The organism is Streptomyces sp. NPDC000229 (assembly GCF_040300825.1).
Taxonomy (GTDB): Bacteria; Actinomycetota; Actinomycetes; order Streptomycetales; family Streptomycetaceae; genus Streptomyces.
Map to the genome: position 1 here is coordinate 135,893 of NZ_JBEPEL010000004.1, position 15,989 is coordinate 151,881.

Annotated in this window: 15 protein-coding genes; 5 read left to right on the forward strand and 10 right to left on the reverse strand. The window is 74.8% G+C overall.

Features of this window, described 5'->3' with window-relative positions; genetic code table 11:
* Window positions 1-58: 58 nt before the first annotated feature.
* The 5 genes from ABT360_RS04230 to ABT360_RS04250 all read right to left on the reverse strand — a co-directional run bounded on the left by ABT360_RS04230 (window position 59) and on the right by ABT360_RS04250 (window position 6,873).
* Window positions 59-1,513: an aldehyde dehydrogenase family protein gene (locus tag ABT360_RS04230; RefSeq protein WP_351810348.1), complete on the reverse strand. Its 1,455-nt coding sequence runs from the start codon at window positions 1,511-1,513 to the stop codon at window positions 59-61.
* Complete coding sequence (locus tag ABT360_RS04235) at window positions 1,503-2,702, reverse strand: FAD-dependent oxidoreductase (protein WP_351810351.1); 1,200 nt, start codon at window positions 2,700-2,702, stop codon at window positions 1,503-1,505. The genes ABT360_RS04230 and ABT360_RS04235 overlap by 11 nt, the downstream gene beginning before the upstream one ends.
* Entirely contained in the window at window positions 2,699-4,207 is a 1,509-nt protein-coding gene (locus tag ABT360_RS04240) for an aldehyde dehydrogenase family protein (RefSeq protein WP_351810354.1), read from the reverse strand. The genes ABT360_RS04235 and ABT360_RS04240 overlap by 4 nt, the downstream gene beginning before the upstream one ends.
* Window positions 4,204-5,502: an acyl-CoA dehydrogenase family protein gene (locus tag ABT360_RS04245; RefSeq protein WP_351810357.1), complete on the reverse strand. Its 1,299-nt coding sequence runs from the start codon at window positions 5,500-5,502 to the stop codon at window positions 4,204-4,206. Before ABT360_RS04245 ends, ABT360_RS04240 begins: the two co-directional genes overlap by 4 nt.
* A 69-nt stretch (window positions 5,503-5,571) precedes the next feature.
* Window positions 5,572-6,873 (reverse strand): flavin reductase, encoded by a 1,302-nt coding sequence (locus tag ABT360_RS04250; RefSeq protein WP_351810360.1) that lies wholly within the window; start codon window positions 6,871-6,873, stop codon window positions 5,572-5,574.
* 188 nt (window positions 6,874-7,061) lie between these two features.
* Between ABT360_RS04250 and ABT360_RS04255 the strand changes: the two genes are divergently transcribed.
* On the forward strand, window positions 7,062-7,847 hold the full coding sequence (locus tag ABT360_RS04255) for an IclR family transcriptional regulator (RefSeq protein WP_351810363.1): 786 nt from the start codon (window positions 7,062-7,064) through the stop codon (window positions 7,845-7,847).
* A gap of 46 nt (window positions 7,848-7,893) precedes the next feature.
* Here the strand turns inward: ABT360_RS04255 and ABT360_RS04260 are convergent, their stop codons facing one another.
* Window positions 7,894-8,589, reverse strand: a complete 696-nt coding sequence (locus ABT360_RS04260) for a hypothetical protein (protein WP_351810366.1) — start codon at window positions 8,587-8,589, stop codon at window positions 7,894-7,896.
* Between the two features lie 12 nt (window positions 8,590-8,601).
* Window positions 8,602-9,540 (reverse strand): hydroxymethylglutaryl-CoA lyase, encoded by a 939-nt coding sequence (locus ABT360_RS04265; protein WP_351810369.1) that lies wholly within the window; start codon window positions 9,538-9,540, stop codon window positions 8,602-8,604.
* Between the two features lie 65 nt (window positions 9,541-9,605).
* Between ABT360_RS04265 and ABT360_RS04270 the strand changes: the two genes are divergently transcribed.
* Genes ABT360_RS04270 through ABT360_RS04280 form a run of 3 tightly spaced genes read left to right on the forward strand, consistent with a single transcriptional unit; the run spans window position 9,606 to window position 12,240 of the window.
* Window positions 9,606-10,799, forward strand: a complete 1,194-nt coding sequence (locus tag ABT360_RS04270; RefSeq protein ID WP_351810371.1) for a CaiB/BaiF CoA transferase family protein — start codon at window positions 9,606-9,608, stop codon at window positions 10,797-10,799.
* Window position 10,800: 1 nt separating this feature from the next.
* Complete coding sequence (locus ABT360_RS04275) at window positions 10,801-11,502, forward strand: isochorismatase family protein (protein ID WP_351810374.1); 702 nt, start codon at window positions 10,801-10,803, stop codon at window positions 11,500-11,502.
* A gap of 9 nt (window positions 11,503-11,511) precedes the next feature.
* Window positions 11,512-12,240, forward strand: a complete 729-nt coding sequence (locus ABT360_RS04280; protein WP_351810377.1) for an adenosylcobinamide amidohydrolase — start codon at window positions 11,512-11,514, stop codon at window positions 12,238-12,240.
* Window positions 12,241-12,259: 19 nt separating this feature from the next.
* Here ABT360_RS04280 and ABT360_RS04285 read toward each other — a convergent pair whose 3' ends face one another.
* The 3 genes from ABT360_RS04285 to ABT360_RS04295 are packed head-to-tail and all read right to left on the reverse strand — an operon-like array spanning window position 12,260 to window position 14,816.
* Entirely contained in the window at window positions 12,260-12,892 is a 633-nt protein-coding gene (locus ABT360_RS04285) for a neocarzinostatin apoprotein domain-containing protein (RefSeq protein ID WP_351810379.1), read from the reverse strand.
* Window positions 12,889-13,557: a neocarzinostatin apoprotein domain-containing protein gene (locus ABT360_RS04290; RefSeq protein WP_351810382.1), complete on the reverse strand. Its 669-nt coding sequence runs from the start codon at window positions 13,555-13,557 to the stop codon at window positions 12,889-12,891. The genes ABT360_RS04285 and ABT360_RS04290 overlap by 4 nt, the downstream gene beginning before the upstream one ends.
* Window positions 13,554-14,816, reverse strand: a complete 1,263-nt coding sequence (locus ABT360_RS04295; RefSeq protein WP_351810385.1) for a hypothetical protein — start codon at window positions 14,814-14,816, stop codon at window positions 13,554-13,556. Before ABT360_RS04295 ends, ABT360_RS04290 begins: the two co-directional genes overlap by 4 nt.
* A 298-nt stretch (window positions 14,817-15,114) precedes the next feature.
* On the opposite strand from ABT360_RS04295, the gene ABT360_RS04300 reads away from it, so the two are divergent.
* A complete protein-coding gene (locus tag ABT360_RS04300) occupies window positions 15,115-15,975 on the forward strand; it encodes an HpcH/HpaI aldolase/citrate lyase family protein (protein ID WP_351810388.1) in 861 nt (286 codons plus the stop codon).
* Window positions 15,976-15,989 lie beyond the last annotated feature (14 nt).

Below are 15,989 nucleotides of genomic sequence, written 5' to 3' on the forward strand. Positions count from 1 at the left end.
CGGACCTGTCAATACCCGCCGTCGAAGCGGAGCCGAGCGCCCCGCTTCCCGGTGCCGGTCACACCTCGCCGGGATACGCGCCCAACGGCATCCCCGTACCGCCCGGCCGGAAGGCCGCCGGCGCGTGCGTGACGCACGGCTGCGTGTAGGCGTACAGCCCCTCGGCCCCGTACTCCCGCCCGTGCCCACTGCGCTTGACCCCGCCGAAGGGCGCCCGCAGCGACATCCCCGTGCGGTTGTGCGTGTTGACGAAGCGGAACCCCGCCTCCAGGCGGTGTGCGAAGGCGAACGCCCGGTCCTCGTCGGCGCTCCACACCGAAGCGCCCAGCCCGTACTCGGTGGCGTTGACGCGGGCCACCACCTCGTCCTCGTCGTCATAGGGCAGCACCGGGACCACCGGGCCGAACTGCTCCTCCCCCACCGCGGGCGCGTCGTCGTCGAGCCCCAACAGCAGCGCGGGCCGCACGAAGTGCCCGGCCGTGAGATCCGTCTCCGGGCACACCCTGCCCAGCTCGACGCAGCGACCGCCCCGGCCCCGGGCGTCGGCGACGAGCAGCCGGACCCGGTCCGCCGCCTCGGCGCTGATCACCGGGCCCACCGTCGTGGCGGGGCGCAGCGGGTCGCCGACCAGCAGCGCCCGCTCGGCCGCCGCGACGTACTCCGCCACGAACCGCTCGTACCGCCGACGTGGTACGTAGATCCGTTTGACCGCCATGCACACCTGTCCGGCGGTGGCGAAGCCGGCCATCACCAGCCGTTCCAGGTCGCTCGCCGACAGCCGGGCGTCGTCGAGGAGCACGGCGGCGTCATTGCCGCCCAGTTCCATGGTGGTCGGCGTCAGCGTGGCCGCGGCGACCGCCCCTACGGCACGCCCCGCCTCCGGCCCGCCGGTGAACGACACCTTCCGGACACGTGCGTGCCCCACCAGGGCCCGCGCGGTCTCGGCGTACCCGTGCACGACATGCAGCAGCCCCGGCGGGAAGTGACGCGCGAGCGCGCGCAGGACCAGCGACACGGCCAGCGGGGCCAGCGGCGAGGGCTTGACCACCAGGGCGTTGCCCGCCGCCAGTGCGGGCGCGAGCTTGACGACGGTGAGGACCACCGGGGCGTTCCACGGCGTGAGTGCCGCGACCACGCCGAAGGGCTCGTGACGCACCGTCAGCCGACCCGCCGCGTCGTCGGTCACACGGTCGGCGAGCAGCCCCACGGCGCGCGCGCCGTACCAGCGCAGAACGGCCCCCGAGAAACGGAGCTCGCCCGCGCAGTCCGCCAACGGCTTGCCCGACTCGCGCGCCAGCAACGGCGCGGCCTCGGCCGCCACACCGTCGAGCGCGTCGGCCGCGCGCAGCAGCGCACGGGCCCGCTCCTCCGCTGACTCCCCGGCCCAGGAGCGGGCGGCCACGTCCGCCGCCCGGACGGCCCGGTCCACCGCCGCGACCTCGGCCACCGGTACGCTGCCGACGACCTCGGCCACTCGCGCCGGGTTCCGGCGGACGATGAGCTCAGCGGGCACGCGCGCCCCCCTCCGCTCCACCCGGCGGCCTCAGCGAGGCGATCATCGAACTGCGCAGCAGCGCCTCCCTGGCCCGGCCCGGGTCCGCCGCCACGGCCCTCAACTCCGCGCGCACCGCCGCCCGGGTCGCCCCGTCACGCGCCCGCAACCGTTCCCAGGTGCGATGGGTCTCGGCTCCGACGTACGTCAGGGCACAACGCCGACGCCGCTCGGCGGTACGCGACAGCTCCTCGTCCCCGGCCCCACCCGCGATCACGTCGGCGAGCGCGCCGCCCATCAGGACGGCGTCGTGAATACCGCTGTTCATGCCCATGCCGCCCAGCGGGTTGTTGACGTGCGCCGCGTCCCCGCACAGCAGCACCCGGCCGTACCGGAAGCGGTCCGCCACCCGCTGGTGCACCCGGTACAGGCTGGCGTGCGCGACGCGCCACGGCCGCACACCGTCCCCGGCCACGCCACGAAGCCGCTCGGGCAGCCGCGCCAGCTCATGGGTGTCCGCAGTGCCGTCCGGCGTGGGCAGCAGCACCCGCCAGTGGTCGGGCGTCCGCAGCAGCACCAGCCACTCGTCCGGATCGAGGACGTACGCGATCGGCGCCAGGTCCGGCACCGCGGCCGTCAGGTCCTCGTCCAGCGACGCCACCAGGAAGCGCTCCGGATACGTCACGCCCGGAAAGTCCCAGCCCAGGGCCCGCCGTACGGCCGAGTGCGCCCCGTCCGCGCCGATCAGCCAGTCCCCGCGCACCCGCGAGCCGTCGGCCAGCGCCACGGTCACTGAGCGGGCGTCCTGCGCCACGTCCCCGACCGGACGGCAGAACCGCACGTCCGCCGCCGGGTGCCGGCCCAGCGCGTCGAGCAGGATCGGCGTCAGCTTGCTCTGCTCGCACTGCACGCGGTACGGGTACGGCGTGTCGCCCGCGAGCACCGCCAGGTCCAGCTCGGCGACCGGCCGTCCGGTGCGGCGGTCGCGGTACTGGAAGGTGCGGGCGACCAGCCCCCGGTCGAGCAGCGCCTCGACGACCCCCAGCTCGTCGAGCATCTCCAGGGTCGGCGGATGGAACGTCGACGCCCGCGACTCCTCCGCGAGGCCCGCCCCCTTCTCCAGGACCGTCACCGGAACCCCGCGCCGGGCCAGCACGAGCGCGGCGGTCAGCCCCACCGGCCCCGCGCCCGCGACCAGGACGTGGCTCACCGCGCACCGCGTTCCGCGCCGGTGCCGGGGGAGTGCAGTGCGAAGGCCCCCTCGACGCCGGTGACCCGGGCGCCGGTGAAGTGCAGGATCGTCTCGTCCGTGCCCTCGTCCACCAGCCCGGACAGGCCCCAGGCAGGGCGGGGCGTCTCGGGGTGCAGGCTCAGCACGGACGAGCCGTTGACCTTCACCTCGCCCGCCCGGACACGCCGCGCGACGCTCAGGGCAGCCGTCTCGTCCCGACCGACCACGTATCCCTCCAGCCCGTATCCGGTGGAGTTGGCGAGCGCCACGGCCTCGGTCTCGTCGGCGTACGGGTGCACGGTGGCCACCGGCCCGAAGATCTCCTCGCGCGTGGCGGCCTCCGGCGCACCGGTCACCAGCAGAGGCGGCAGGAAATTGCCGCGCTCCGGAACGCCGGTGAGGGCATGCGCCTTCGCCCCCGCGGCGGTCAGCGCCTCGACCGCCGCGAGCGCCTTCGCACGGTGGCGTGAGTGCGCCAGCGGCCCGTACGCGGTGTCCGGGTCGAGCGGATCGCCCACGCGCAGTGCTGCGAGCAGCCCCGCCGCCGCGTCGAGGACGTCGGTGAGCAGCCGCGCCGGGACGACGAGCCGGCCCAGCGCCCGGCACCACTGGCCGTTCAGCGTGGTGAGCAGCTCGGCCGCGATGCGGCCCGCGACGTCCACGTCCGCGTCCGGCATCACGATCAACGGGTTGTTGCCGCCGAGTTCGAGCTGGACCGGCTTCAGCGCGCGCCCGCACACGGCGGCGACGTCGCGGCCCGCCGCCGTACCTCCCGTGAACGACACCACCCGGATCCTGTCGTCCGCCACGAGCCGCGCCCCGGTGGCTCCGTCTCCGTGCAGCAGTTGGAGCAAGGCCGGTGGCGCCCCGGCGGCGGCCAGCCCCTCGGCGGCCGCCTCGACCAGCAACTGGGTTCCGGACGGGGCCAGTTCCGGTGCCTTGACGACGACCGGGCAGCCGGCGGCCAGCGCGCTCGCCGCCTTGTGGGCGGCCATGGGCGCGGGCGCGTTGTACGGGACGACGCACAGGGCAGGCCCGAGCGGGGCTCGGCGCACCTCGACGGACCGGCCGTCCGGCCGTACGGCGCCGGCGTGCAGCAGCCCGGCGCGCAGGCGCGCGGCGGCCATGCGGAAGGCCCCGCCGACGATGACTCCCAGCCCCGACGTCTGGGCCAGCGGGACACCGGTGGCGTACGCCTCGGCCCGTACGATCTCCGGGACACGGGCCTCGATCGAGGCGGCCGCCGCCTCCAGCGCGCCCGCCCGCACCTCGTCGGCGAGCCCCGCCCAGCTCTCGTCGGCGTGGAGCGACACCGCGGCGGCGAGGGCACGCTCGACGCGCTCCGGCGCACTGGCCACCCCCCGGCCGACGGGCTCACCGGTGGCCGGGTCCTCCAGTACCACGCCCAGCTCACGGGAACAGGGCTGCCAGACACCGTCCACCAGGTCGGCCACTGCGGCACATGGCTTCGCGGTCGGCTTCACCGGTCGGCCTCCACGGTCGCGAACAGGGCGTTCTCCTGGGCGTCGGTGGCGATCCGGGCCGCTTCGAGCCGTCCCCGTTCCGCCGGGAACGTCATCACCAGCCCCATGGCGAGGTCACGCAGCGCACGCCCCACCGGCCCGTCCATCGTGGCCCCCGACGTACCGCAGGCCTTCAGCGCGCCCAGCGCCACGTCGAAGCAGGCCTCGGTCACCGACCCCTTGCCCAGCCGCCAGTGTGTGAACACCTCGGACTTGGGGCGCAGGGGCGGCTCGGAGGTCTCCAGCTCCAACTGGCGCCGCAGCCACAGGTGGGCGGTCTGGAGGCGTTGCGTCATGTCACCGATGAGGACCTGGTGCACGGGGCTGGACGCGATCGGCCTGCCCGTGTCGGCGAACGTCCTGCGCGTGAGGGTCGCCAGGGTGTGGTCGTACACCGCCTGCGCCGCGCCCGTGTACACGGCGGCGATGGCGAGCTGGTTGCCGACGAAGCTGCCGCGGCTGACCCGGAGCATGCGGGTGAACGCGCCGGGCACGGTGAGCGCCTGGTCGTCGGGCACGAAGACGTCGGTGAGCCGGATGCCGTGGTTGGCGCTGGCGCGCATACCGAGGCCGTTCCACGGCTCGCGGGAGGTGACTCCGGACGCGGTGCGCGGAACGAGGAAGAGGGCCAGCGCGTCCGGCCCGTCCTTCCCTTCCAGCTTGGCGGTGACGAGGTAGGTGTCGGCGACGCCGGTGGCACAACCGAAGGACTTCTCACCGGACAGCAGCCAGCCGCCGGGGGCCGGTGTCGCGGCGGTGGCGATGGAGATGTTGGCTCCGGAGCTCTTGACCGACTCACTGGCGAAGTTGGCGAGCCACCGCCCGGACGCCATCGTCGTCAGCACCCGTTCGGCGAACGCGGTCACCTCGCCCGCCTCCTCGGGGGTGAAGAGCCCGGCCCTGATGGCTTCGAGGGGCAACAGCCCGCGCGAGGCGCTGGTGTTGTGGAAGAAGTAGGCGAGCGCGGTGGACGGGCAGGCGGTGCCCATGGCGAAGGTCGCCGCCGCCAGGTCCCGCAGTGTCCCGCCGAGTCCGCCGTACTCCTCCGGTACGACCAGGCCGAGAAGCCCGGCGTCGCGCAGCAGCGCCACATGGCCGGCCGGGAACGCGGCGTCGGCGTCCGCCCCGGCGGCCGAGGCCCGCAGTGCCGGCAGGACGGCCTCGACGCGCTCGGCCCTGGCGCGCTCGGCCGGGGTCATGGAGTCGAGGAGGCGTTCGGCGGTCAGGCGGGCGGGGGGTGGTGGGGGCGCTGGCATGGGTGCGGCTCCTCACTGGTTTCGGGTGCCGGGATGGGGCGTCCGGCGGAAGCCCGGTGCGGCGTACGGTCAGGAGACGGCAGGTCGGACGGGGCCGCTTCGCCGTCGCCCGTACCGCAGGGCGTGCAGCTCGTTCAGGCAGGGGCGCAGGGCCTCGCTCTCCACCGGCGTCTCGACGTCGAGCCGCGAGCACAGCAGCACCAGGCGCTCGGTGGGCAGCAGTCCGCCGGAGCCGGCCAAGCCGGTGTCGAAGTCCCTGACGCCGTTCTTCATCGCGGTGAGTGCGTTGACCAGCCCGAGACCGTGGTGGTCGCGCAGGGCGAGCCGCAGCCGGACGCCCCCCGCCTGCGGGACGGCGTCCTGGAGCAGCCGGCGCAGATGGCGCGGCGACCCGTCGTCGCGGTCCTCACCGACGCGGGGCCCGGCTTCGTCCAGTGCGATCTCGCCGCACCCCGCCTCCCGCAGCGCGCCGACGGTGTGCAGCACGGCACGGCCGCGCGCCGGGTCGAGGGCGTCGTCGACGCGAGCCACGACCGTGGTGCCCGAGCCGGCCACGGCGGCGACGACGGAGGCGGCCGCGGCGGCGAGGCCGTCCGCCGCGACGGTCACCTCCACCGCCCGGTACCCGGCGGTGGCCGCCTCCGCCGCCTCGGCGGCGTCCTTCACCCGGACCGAGACGCGCTCCGGCAGGGCGGGGGCGGGGGAGCGGCGCAGCTCGTCGCGGGGCAGCCGTACCCGCACGCCGGCGGCGCGGACGGCGGCCGTCAGCCGCGCCGCCCGCCGCCGGTTGCCCCCTTCCGCCGCCAGCACGCGGGCCAGCTCCGTGTCGGCGATGGTGACGCTTTCGGGGAGGGGATCGGCGAGCTGCCCCCAGGAGCGGGAGTGGAACAGCAACGGGGACGTGATGCGGGGCACTCCGGCCGCGATGACCTCACCGACGAAAATGGTGTGGTCCCCACCCGGGTAGACATGGCGTACCCGGCAGTCCACCCAGGCCGCGGCGTCGGTGAGCACCGGACTGCCGGTGGCGCCGGGCAGCCAGTCGCCCTCGGCGAACCGGTCGGTGACGCCCGGTGTCAGCCCGGCGAACCGTCGGCCCAGCCCGATGTGGTCGCGCCCCAGCACATTGACGGCGAACACGCCGTTGCGGGTGACCAGTTCGTGGGAGCGGATGCGGCGGTCGAGGCAGACCAGGACGAGCGGAGGGTCGAGGCTGACGCTGCTGAAGGAGCTCGCCGTCATCCCGTGGCGCAGGCCGTCGGGTCCCGCGGTGGTGATGATGCCGACCCCGCTCGGCCAGCGCGCCAGCACCCGGCGGAAGGTGGTCTCGTCCACGGCGGTACCGGTGTCCATGGCCACTTCCGCCCCCACGTCGTTTCCTGATGCGAAACAGTGTCACGCGCATCGTAACGACGTGCGAGAGCGGGTGTCAATGGGATTGCGATACGTGGCCGGGGGAGTGTTTCCCATGGGGAAATGGCGCCCTATGCTGGGCCGTGGTCGGCGCCGGTCGCCCCGGCCGACTCAGTACGCCCGCACCACACCGGGGGACAGACACCGTGACCGACGAGAACAGCAGCAGGTCGATCGCAGCGGTCGAGCGCGCCATGGACGTACTCCTCCTCTTCGGCCGCGGCGGACGCCCCGACCTGGGCGTGACCGAGATCGCCCAGGAACTGGGGATCACCAAGGCCGCGGTGCACCGCATCCTCACCGCACTGCGCAACCGTGACCTGATCATCACCGACTCCGTCACCCGCCGGTACGCCCTCGGCCCCGCGGCCATCTCGCTCGGCCGCGCCTACCTGGCCCGCACCGACCTGCGCATCCTCGCCGCGCCCGAACTGCGGCGCCTGGCGGACGAGTGCGGCGAGACGGCCACCCTGTCCATCCGGCGCGGTGACACCCGCCTGTACGTCGACCAGGTCGTGCCCGTCCAGGAGCTGAGGATGGAAGTCGCCCTCGGCATCCCCTTCCCCCTGCACGCGGGCAGCTCGTCCAAGGCCATGCTCGCCTTCCTGCCGGAGGCCGAGATCGACGCGTACCTCGACCGGCACCCGCTGGAGCCGCTGACCGACCGGACCGTCACCGACTCCGCGAAGCTCCGCAAGGAGCTCGCCGCCATCCGGCGCCGTGGCTACGCGACGTCCGTCGGGGAGCGCGAGGTCGGATCCGCCTCCATCGCGGCTCCGGTCCTCGGGCACGACGGGCATGTCATCGCCGTCCTGAGCGTCGCCGGTCCGCAGACCCGCTTCAAGCCCCGCATGGGCGAGTGCGCCCCGCTGCTGCTCGAAGCGGCCGAGCGGCTGTCGGCCGAGTTCGGGCACCGGCCCGCCGCCGGCTGACCGGCCGGCGGACCCAGGGACCGCGGGGGCTGTCCCGTCGCACCCCTCACAGGTTCGCCCCCGGCTTCAGCACGCCCAGCACCGCCGCGCCCAGTACGCAGCACCAGATGGTCACCACGTACGGGACGCAGCCGTCCACCGCCCGCCGCAGCGCCCGTTCCGTCCCCGGCGTCGAGCCCTCCGTACCGAGCGTCGCGAAGGCCGGGCCGAACGGCCGCAGGGTGAACCGGATGCCCAGCCCGCACGCGATGGCGGTGGCGTACAGCGCGACCTTCGCGCCGAGCCAGCGCGGCTCGGTGGTCACCCCGAAGGGCGCGGGCGCGGCCAGCGTGTACGCCGCCACGCCGAGCAGTACCCCCGTCGCGGCGATCCGGGCGCTCCAGTCGGCACGCCGCACCCAGGGGCGCCGGCCCGGACGGTGATGGTCCGCGACCGTCACCCACAGCCAGCAGGCGGCTCCCGCCCAGGCCGCCGCCACCGTCCAGCCGTTCAGGACCGCCTCTGCTCCGTGCGGCTCCAGCGCCATGAGCGTGACGCCGCTGGGCAGGAACAGCACCAGGCAGATCTTCGGCCCGAGGTCGAGGATCCCCATGATGCGCAGGGCGGTGGCGCGGGCGGCGAACGGCAGCTCCGCGCGCAGGACGTAGCGGCTGGAGACGTAGACCCCCAGGTCGCCGCCGAGCCAGAAAACGAACAGGACGAGGTGGAGCAGGATCCACCAGCCGTGCGGATGCGCGCCCATGGTGCCCCTCCCTCACGCCCGGTCGCCGGCCGTGGCCGGGAACCGGCCCGCCCGCCCGAGCAGCGCGGGCGCCTCCCGCCCCAGCAGCGTGCCGAGCCATGTGCCCGCGGCGCAGGCCGCGTCCAGCCCGATACCCGTACGCGTCCCCATCCGCTCCAGCAGATAGACGAGGTCCTCGGTCGCGATGTTCCCGGTCGCCGCCGGGGCGAAAGGACAGCCGCCGAACCCTCCCAGGGACGCGTCCAGCCACGAGGCTCCCGCCGCCACGGCCGCCACGGCGTTCGCGTACCCGGTGTTCCGCGTGTTGTGGAAGTGGCAGCGCAGCGGAACAGCAGGGGCGGCCTCCCGCACCGCGTGCAGCAGCCGGGTCACCGCGTCCGGCGCGGCGACGCCTATCGTGTCCGCGAGGACGATCTCGGCGGCTCCGGTCGCGGCACCTCGGCGAGCGATCTCCACGACGCGCTCCTCGGGCACCTCGCCCTCGAAGGGGCAGCCGAACGCGGCGGCGATCGTCAGCGTCGGCGAGACGGTGGCCGCATGCGCGGCCTTCGCGATGTCCGCCCACGCGCCGAAGGCCTCCTCGGTGCTCACTCCCTGGTTGCGGCGGCAGAAGGAGTCCGTGGCCACCACCACGCAGTTGACCTCGTGCACCCCGGCGTCCACCGCCCGCGCGAGCCCCCGCCTGTTGAGCACGAGACCGCCGTAGCGCACCCCGTCCGGACGGGGCAGGAGCGCCATGACCTCCTCGGCGCCCGCCATCTGCGGCACGCGGTCCGGGCGGACGAAGGCCACCGCCTCGATCCGCCGCGCGCCCGCCGCCACGGCACGCCGTACCAGCTCCGCCCGCAACGCGGCGCCGAGGACGGTGCTTTCGTTCTGCAGGCCGTCGCGGGGTGAGACCTCCACCACGCCGACGGAGCGAGCGGGCACGGCCGCCGATGAGTTCTCCATGCGCCGCATTCTGCCCGGACGATTCCTCTAGCGAAACGGCGTTTCCCAAACTTACACTCACGGACATGACTGGACCTCTGTCCGACATCCGTGTCCTGGAGACCGGCACCCTGCTCGCCGGTCCCTTCTGCGGCCAACTCCTCGGCGACCACGGCGCCGAGGTCATCAAGTTCGAAGACCCCGGTCGCGGCGACCCCATGCGCCAGTGGGGGCGTGAACGCCCCTACGGAAAATCGCTGTGGTGGCCCGTCGTCGCCCGCAACAAGAAGTCCGTCACCTGCAACCTGCGCCACCCCGACGGCCAGGCCCTCGCCCGTGAACTCGCCACCCGCGCCGACGTCCTGGTCGAGAACTTCCGCCCCGGCACCCTGGAACGCTGGGGCCTCGGACCCGAGGAGCTCACCGCCCTCAACCCCCGCCTCATTCTCGTCCGCGTCACCGGCTACGGGCAGAGCGGACCGTACGCGTCCCGCGCCGGCTTCGGCTCCATCGGCGAAGCCATGGGCGGCATCCGGCACATCACCGGCGAACCCGACCGGCCCCCGTCCCGTACCGGTGTCTCCCTCGGCGACGCACTCGCCGGCACCATGGCCGCGTACGGAGCCGTCATGGCCCTGCACGCCCGGGAACGCACCGGCACGGGCCAGGTCGTCGATTCCGCGCTGTACGAAGCCGTCCTCGCCTACATGGAGTCCCTGCTGCCCGAATGGGAGATCGGCGGCTACCAGCGCGAACGCACCGGAGCCGTCCTGCCCAACGTGGCGCCCAGCAACGCCTATCCGACCGCCGACGGTGCCACCGTCCTCATCGCCGCCAACCAGGACACCGTCTTCCGGCGCCTCACCGAGGTGATGGGCCGGGAGGACCTCACCGACAACCCCCACTACGCCACCCACACGGCGCGCGGCGCGCACCAGGGCGAACTCGACGACCTCATCACCGCCTGGACCGCGCGGCAGCGGTCCGAGGAGCTGCTCGCGGCCCTGCACCGGGCGGGAGTTCCCGCCGGCAGGACGTACACCGCCGCCGACATGTTCGCCGACCCGCACTTCGCCGCGCGCCGGGCCATCGTGCGCGTACCGCACCCCGACTTCGGCGAGTTCCCCATGCAGAACGTCGTACCCCGCCTGTCCGCCACACCAGGAGCCGTCCGCTGGGCCGGTCCGGCCCTCGGCGAGCACAACGACGAGATCTACGGGCAGCTGCTGGGCCTGACCGACGAACGGCGCGAGAAGCTCGCCGCCGAAGGGGTGATCTGACGTGGGCGCGGCCTCCGGTGGACCGGGCGCGGGCGCCGGCGGTCTGGACGCCTCCGGCGGTCTGGACGCCTCCGGCGGTCTGGACGAGGACTACCGGACCGCCGGATTCGGCCGGCGCATCGGCTGGGGGGAGCGGCCGGCCGTCCTGCTGGTCGATCCGGTACGGGCCTACGCCGACCCCGACTCCGCGCTCTTCCTGCCGACGGCGGCCGCCGCCCTCGCCGCCATGGAGCACCTCGCCCGCACCGCCCGCGAGGCGGGCCTGCCGGTCGTCTTCACCGCCGTACGCTACGCACGCGAACCGGCCTCCCACGTACCGCACTTCCACCGCAAGGTCCCCGGCCTCGACGCCTTCCGCGCGGACGGCCCGCACGCCCGCTTCACCGCGGCGTGCCCGCCCCTCCCCGGCGACGACACCGTGCACAAGCACTACCCGAGCGCCTTCTTCGGCACCGGCCTGCACGACCGGCTGACGTCGTACGGCGTGGACACCGTGGTCATCGGAGGGTTCTCCACCAGCGGATGCGTCCGCGCCACCGCGCTCGACGCCCTCCAGTACGGCTTCCGGCCCCTCGTCGTCCGCGAAGCCGTCGCCGACCGTGATCCCGCACCGCACCAGGCGAACCTCTTCGACCTCGACGCCAAGTACGCCGACGTCGTCGGCCTCGACCAGGCCTGCGCCGGGCTCGGAGCAGTGGGTTAGGGTTCCTCGGTGACCGCAGCCTCCCCACCCCTTCCCAGCCGCACCACCACGCTGTCCGACGCCCGGATCGTGGAGCGCGAGGAGGACGGGACCGTCCGGCCCGCCCTGGTGTGGGCGCCCGGCCCGGGCTGGCGCATGCTGTCCTCCGCCGTCCTCGGCGGTGGCTGGGGCGAGCGGCAGTGGGTGATCAATGCCCAGGTGCGGGGCGGCTACCGCAGGATGGACGCCGACCGCCACCTGGCGGACATGGCCTCCGGAGCCGGACTGCGCGGACCGGGCGTCGGGCTGATGACCGCAGCCTCCGTACGGGACTTCCGGCATGCGACGGAGGGCGGCGCGGAGGCCCTCGTCACCGCCGGCGTGGGCGTGCACGGCTGGGCCGCGGCCCCCGGCCCCGCCGACGTCGGACCGCCGGTCGCCGGAACCATCAACACCATCGCCGCGCTCCCCACCATCGCCGCGCTCCCCGTCCCCTTGAGCCCGGCGGCGTACGTCAACGCGGTCGCGACGGCCACGGAGGCCAAGGTGCAGGCGCTGCTGGACGCCGGTTTCGACGCTTCCGGGACGCCGACCGACGCGGTGTGCGTCGCCGCGCCCGCCGCGCGCGACGGCCAGGCGGAGGAGACGTTCATGGGCCCCCGCTCGCCGTGGGGCGCCCGGCTGGCCCGTACCGTCCACGCTGCCACGTACGCGGCATGCCTCCGCGAACGGGACGAGCGCCGGGCGCCGGTTGGCTGACCGGGCGCCCGGCCCGCTGTCAGTCCGTGCCGGGCCGTCCCCGGCGCACCAGGAACAGCACCGACGCGCCCAACACGAGCAGGGTGCCGCCGCCGAGCAGCGCCACGGGTATGCCGTCGCCGGCACCTGTCTCCGGGAGACTTCCGACGCCGCCGGACGTGGGGGCGCCGCTGGTGGCCGAGGGAGCGCCGGGAGAGGACGGCGTGGTGCCGCCCGCGCCGATCGTCAGCGGCACCTGGGCCAGCTCCCTGGTCGCCATGATGGAGACGGCGATGACACAGGACCCCGCCTTCGCGGTGCAGTCGACGCCGCCCACCTTCGCCTTGACCGTGATCCGGGCCGTGGTGCCGTTGGACGACGCGCTGTGCCAGACACCCGATGCGTCGGTCTTCCCGATGACCGAGGACTCCGGTGCGGTCTCGCAGTCCGTCGGTGCGGCCGGGTTCGGCCTGCAGAGCCCGAGCGGGACGAACGGCTGGTTGGGGCTGAGCCCTTTCGCGGAAACGGTGACCGTGTCGCCGGGCGCCAGGCCGGTCGATTTGCTCACGGTCAGCTGCGGCGCCGCCGCGGCGGGAGCGGCAAGAGCCGTGACCGCGAGGGCCGTTGCCGCCGCGAGGGCGGCGGTGGAGCGGGAGAGCCGTAGGGGTGTCATGGTCTACCTCCGGTGTGGGGCACAGGGGATGAGCGGTTGCCTCGTGGGATGACGAGAGCCAGGGCGGCGCACAGCACGGTCACGCCGGTGGACGCCGCCCACAGCGCGGTCGACGGCCCGCCCCAGCGCGCGTCCGGCGTACGGGAGGCGCCGGTGGCCGTCGCGACGCCGCCCCTGCCCGAGGGCTCGCCCGGCACGGTGCCGCCCCGGAAACCCACGGGGATGTCGACGGTGTTGGCGGCACGCAGAGCGGCGGGGGCGGCGGACGGCAGCGGGGAGATGCCGACCACGCACGCGGTGGTCCGGCAGTCGACGCCGGCGAACCTGGCCCGGACGGTGAGCGTGACCGTGGGCAGCCGGCCGGACCCGTCGATGTTGACCAGCGTGGCGCCACCGCTCAGGTCGCAGTCCCCGGTGCCCGCGTACCCCTTGCGGCAGAGGCCGACGGCGACCGAAGGGAGGCCGGGCCGGAAGCCCTGACCGGTGACGGTGATCCTCTGGCCCTCGGTCAGGCCGACCGCCGCGGAGACCCGCGCCGTCGCCGTCCCCGGCCCTTCCCCCCTCGGGGCCGCGGCGGCGCCGGCACCGGCGTACAGGAGCAGGGCGCACGCCGCGGCGGCCGCGGTGGCCGTCCGTCCGGACCGGCCGGACGCGGGAGGTCTCATGAGGACGCCTTTCTGCCATGCCGTACGCGTCGGGCCGCGCCCGGCCGCCGAGGCCCCGGGCCCACGGTCGCGTCCGTCACCGCGAGGGCGGCTTCGCCATCCGGTACGGAGGAGCCCGCCCGAGGGCGGCGGTGCGCGTGCATCGTCCACGCCGTCCAGGCCGCGGCTCCACCCACGGGCCACAGGGCGGCCATGACAAGGGCGTCGCCCGCCGGAACCCACTGCCCCGCCGACGCCCAGATCCCCGCCCCGGCCACCGCACCGGCCACCCCCCACACGGCGTGCGGCCCCGGTGCCGCGCCCGAGCCCAGCGCCCGGGCACCCCCGGCCGCGCACAGCAGCCGGCCGCACCCGGCCGCCACCGCGAGCACACCCGCGAGCGCCAGGGTGAGCTGCCGGGCGCTCGCCGCCACCGCACAGGCGGACACCGCCGCGGCCAGGGAGAGCAGGAGCAGTGGCAGGCTCGCGGGCGAAGGAGGACGGTTCCGGGACGCGGCAGCCCCGATCGTGAAGAAGCCCACGGCCGCTCCTGCCGCGAGCGCCGTGGACATGGCGAGGGAACCGCCCAGCAGCTCCCACCGGAAGACGTAGAGGTCCTGCGCGGCGAAGAAGGCGGCCGCGGCACCCGCACCGACCGACGCCGACAGTCCGCGCGTGCCGGGGGCCGCGCCCCTGACCGAGCCCTTGCCGACGGTGGTCCTGCCCCCGCCGCCGACCGCAGCCGGAATCAGCAGGGCGGCTCCGGCGCAGCCGCACACGGCGAGCGCCGTGCCGGGCCGGTCCTGGAGTGCTCCGGCCACCGCCCCCGCCGCGCCAAGGCCGGCCAGGGCTCCCGCGTACCACGGCGTCGTACCACGGTGCCGGGACAGCGCGGGGGCGCCGATGACAGCCGCCGCCGCAACCGTCGTGCAGAACACCGCCACCGAGGGCCACAGCCCCGCGACGGCCGTCAGCAGGCAGGCGGTCGCGCCGCACCGGGCGGTAGCCGCAGCCGAGAGGGGCACTTCACGGCGGCGCCACCGGGCGGCCACCGACGCCGTGACGCCGCTGAGCACCGCCGCCGAGAGCAGTACGTAACGGAGGGCGGTGCCGGGCATCCCGACCACACCGCCCAGCAGCGGAGCGCCCGTCAGCAGGGCGCCGGGTACGAGTCCGGTGGCGGCCCCGCCGAGCACGTCCACGGCGTGCCCGGACCGGATGGGCCGCATCACCGGGACCCCGCGGCGTACGACGCGGGGACGGCGTGGCTGAGCGGTCATGGCTGCTCCTTCCGGGACCCGGAGGGGTGTGGAAGCTGTTCCGCTGATGGAAACGCTGTTACCTATTGGGCCCCTATACAGCCCGCGTCGCGCCTCGCTGTCAAGGCTTTGCACTGGAAACGTCGGATCCACTGGCGAAACAACTGCATGAATTCGTCTTGACCCACGGAACCGGGCGTCGATACGGTTGCCGGCACTCGTCCGCCGCCCCGACCCGGCTTCAGCCGCGGCGTGCGGCATCCGCCCCGCCGTTCGGTATCCGGTGGGCGGCCGCGCCCGAGACCGGATGGAGTGTCCCGTGACCCCGCGCTCATGGCTGTACGTGCCCGGCGACCGGCCCTCGCTCCTCGGCAAGGCCCTCACGCGGGGCGCCGATGCCGTCGTCCTCGACCTCGAGGACGCCGTACCCGCGGCGGCGAAGGAGGCCGCCCGGGACCAGGTCGCCCGCTGGCTCGCCGAGCAGCGGCCCGGCGGGCCGTGCTCCCTGTGGGTGCGGATCAACCCGGGCGCGGCCGGTCACGCGGACGCGCGGGCGGTCGCCGCCCCGGCTCTGGACGGCGTGTGCATGGCCAAGTGCGCCGGGCCGGAGCAGGTCCGCGCTCTGGACGCCGTGCTCGGCAAAGGCGAGCGCGAGGCCGGCATCACCCCGGGCCGGATCGCGGTGTCGCCGCTCCTGGAGGACGCCGCGGCGCTGCTGGAGGCCCCCGCCATTGCCGCCGCGTCGCCGCGCGTCGTACAACTCCAGCTTGGTGAGGCCGACTTGCGTGCCCAGCTCGGCATGGAACCGGGGGAGGACGAGCGTGAACTGCTGGCCCTGCGTACCCACGTGCTGCTGGCGTCCGCCGCCGCCGGTATCCGCCCGCCCGTGGGCCCCGTCTTCACCGACTACCGCGACGCGGACGCCCTGCGGCGCTCCACGGAGGCGCTGCGACGGCTCGGCTACCGGTCGCGCGCCTGCATCCACCCGGATCAACTGGCCGTCGTCCACGAGGTCTTCACACCTGATCCCGCGGAGGTGGAGCGAGCCAGGCGGCTCGTCGACCGGTACGAGGCGGCCGTGCGGGCCGGGCAGGCGGTGCTCACCGACGACGGCCGGATGATCGACGAGGCTGTCGTACGCGGCGCCCGCCGCATCCTCGCGGCGGGCGAAGCCATATGATCCGTCCCCCGAAT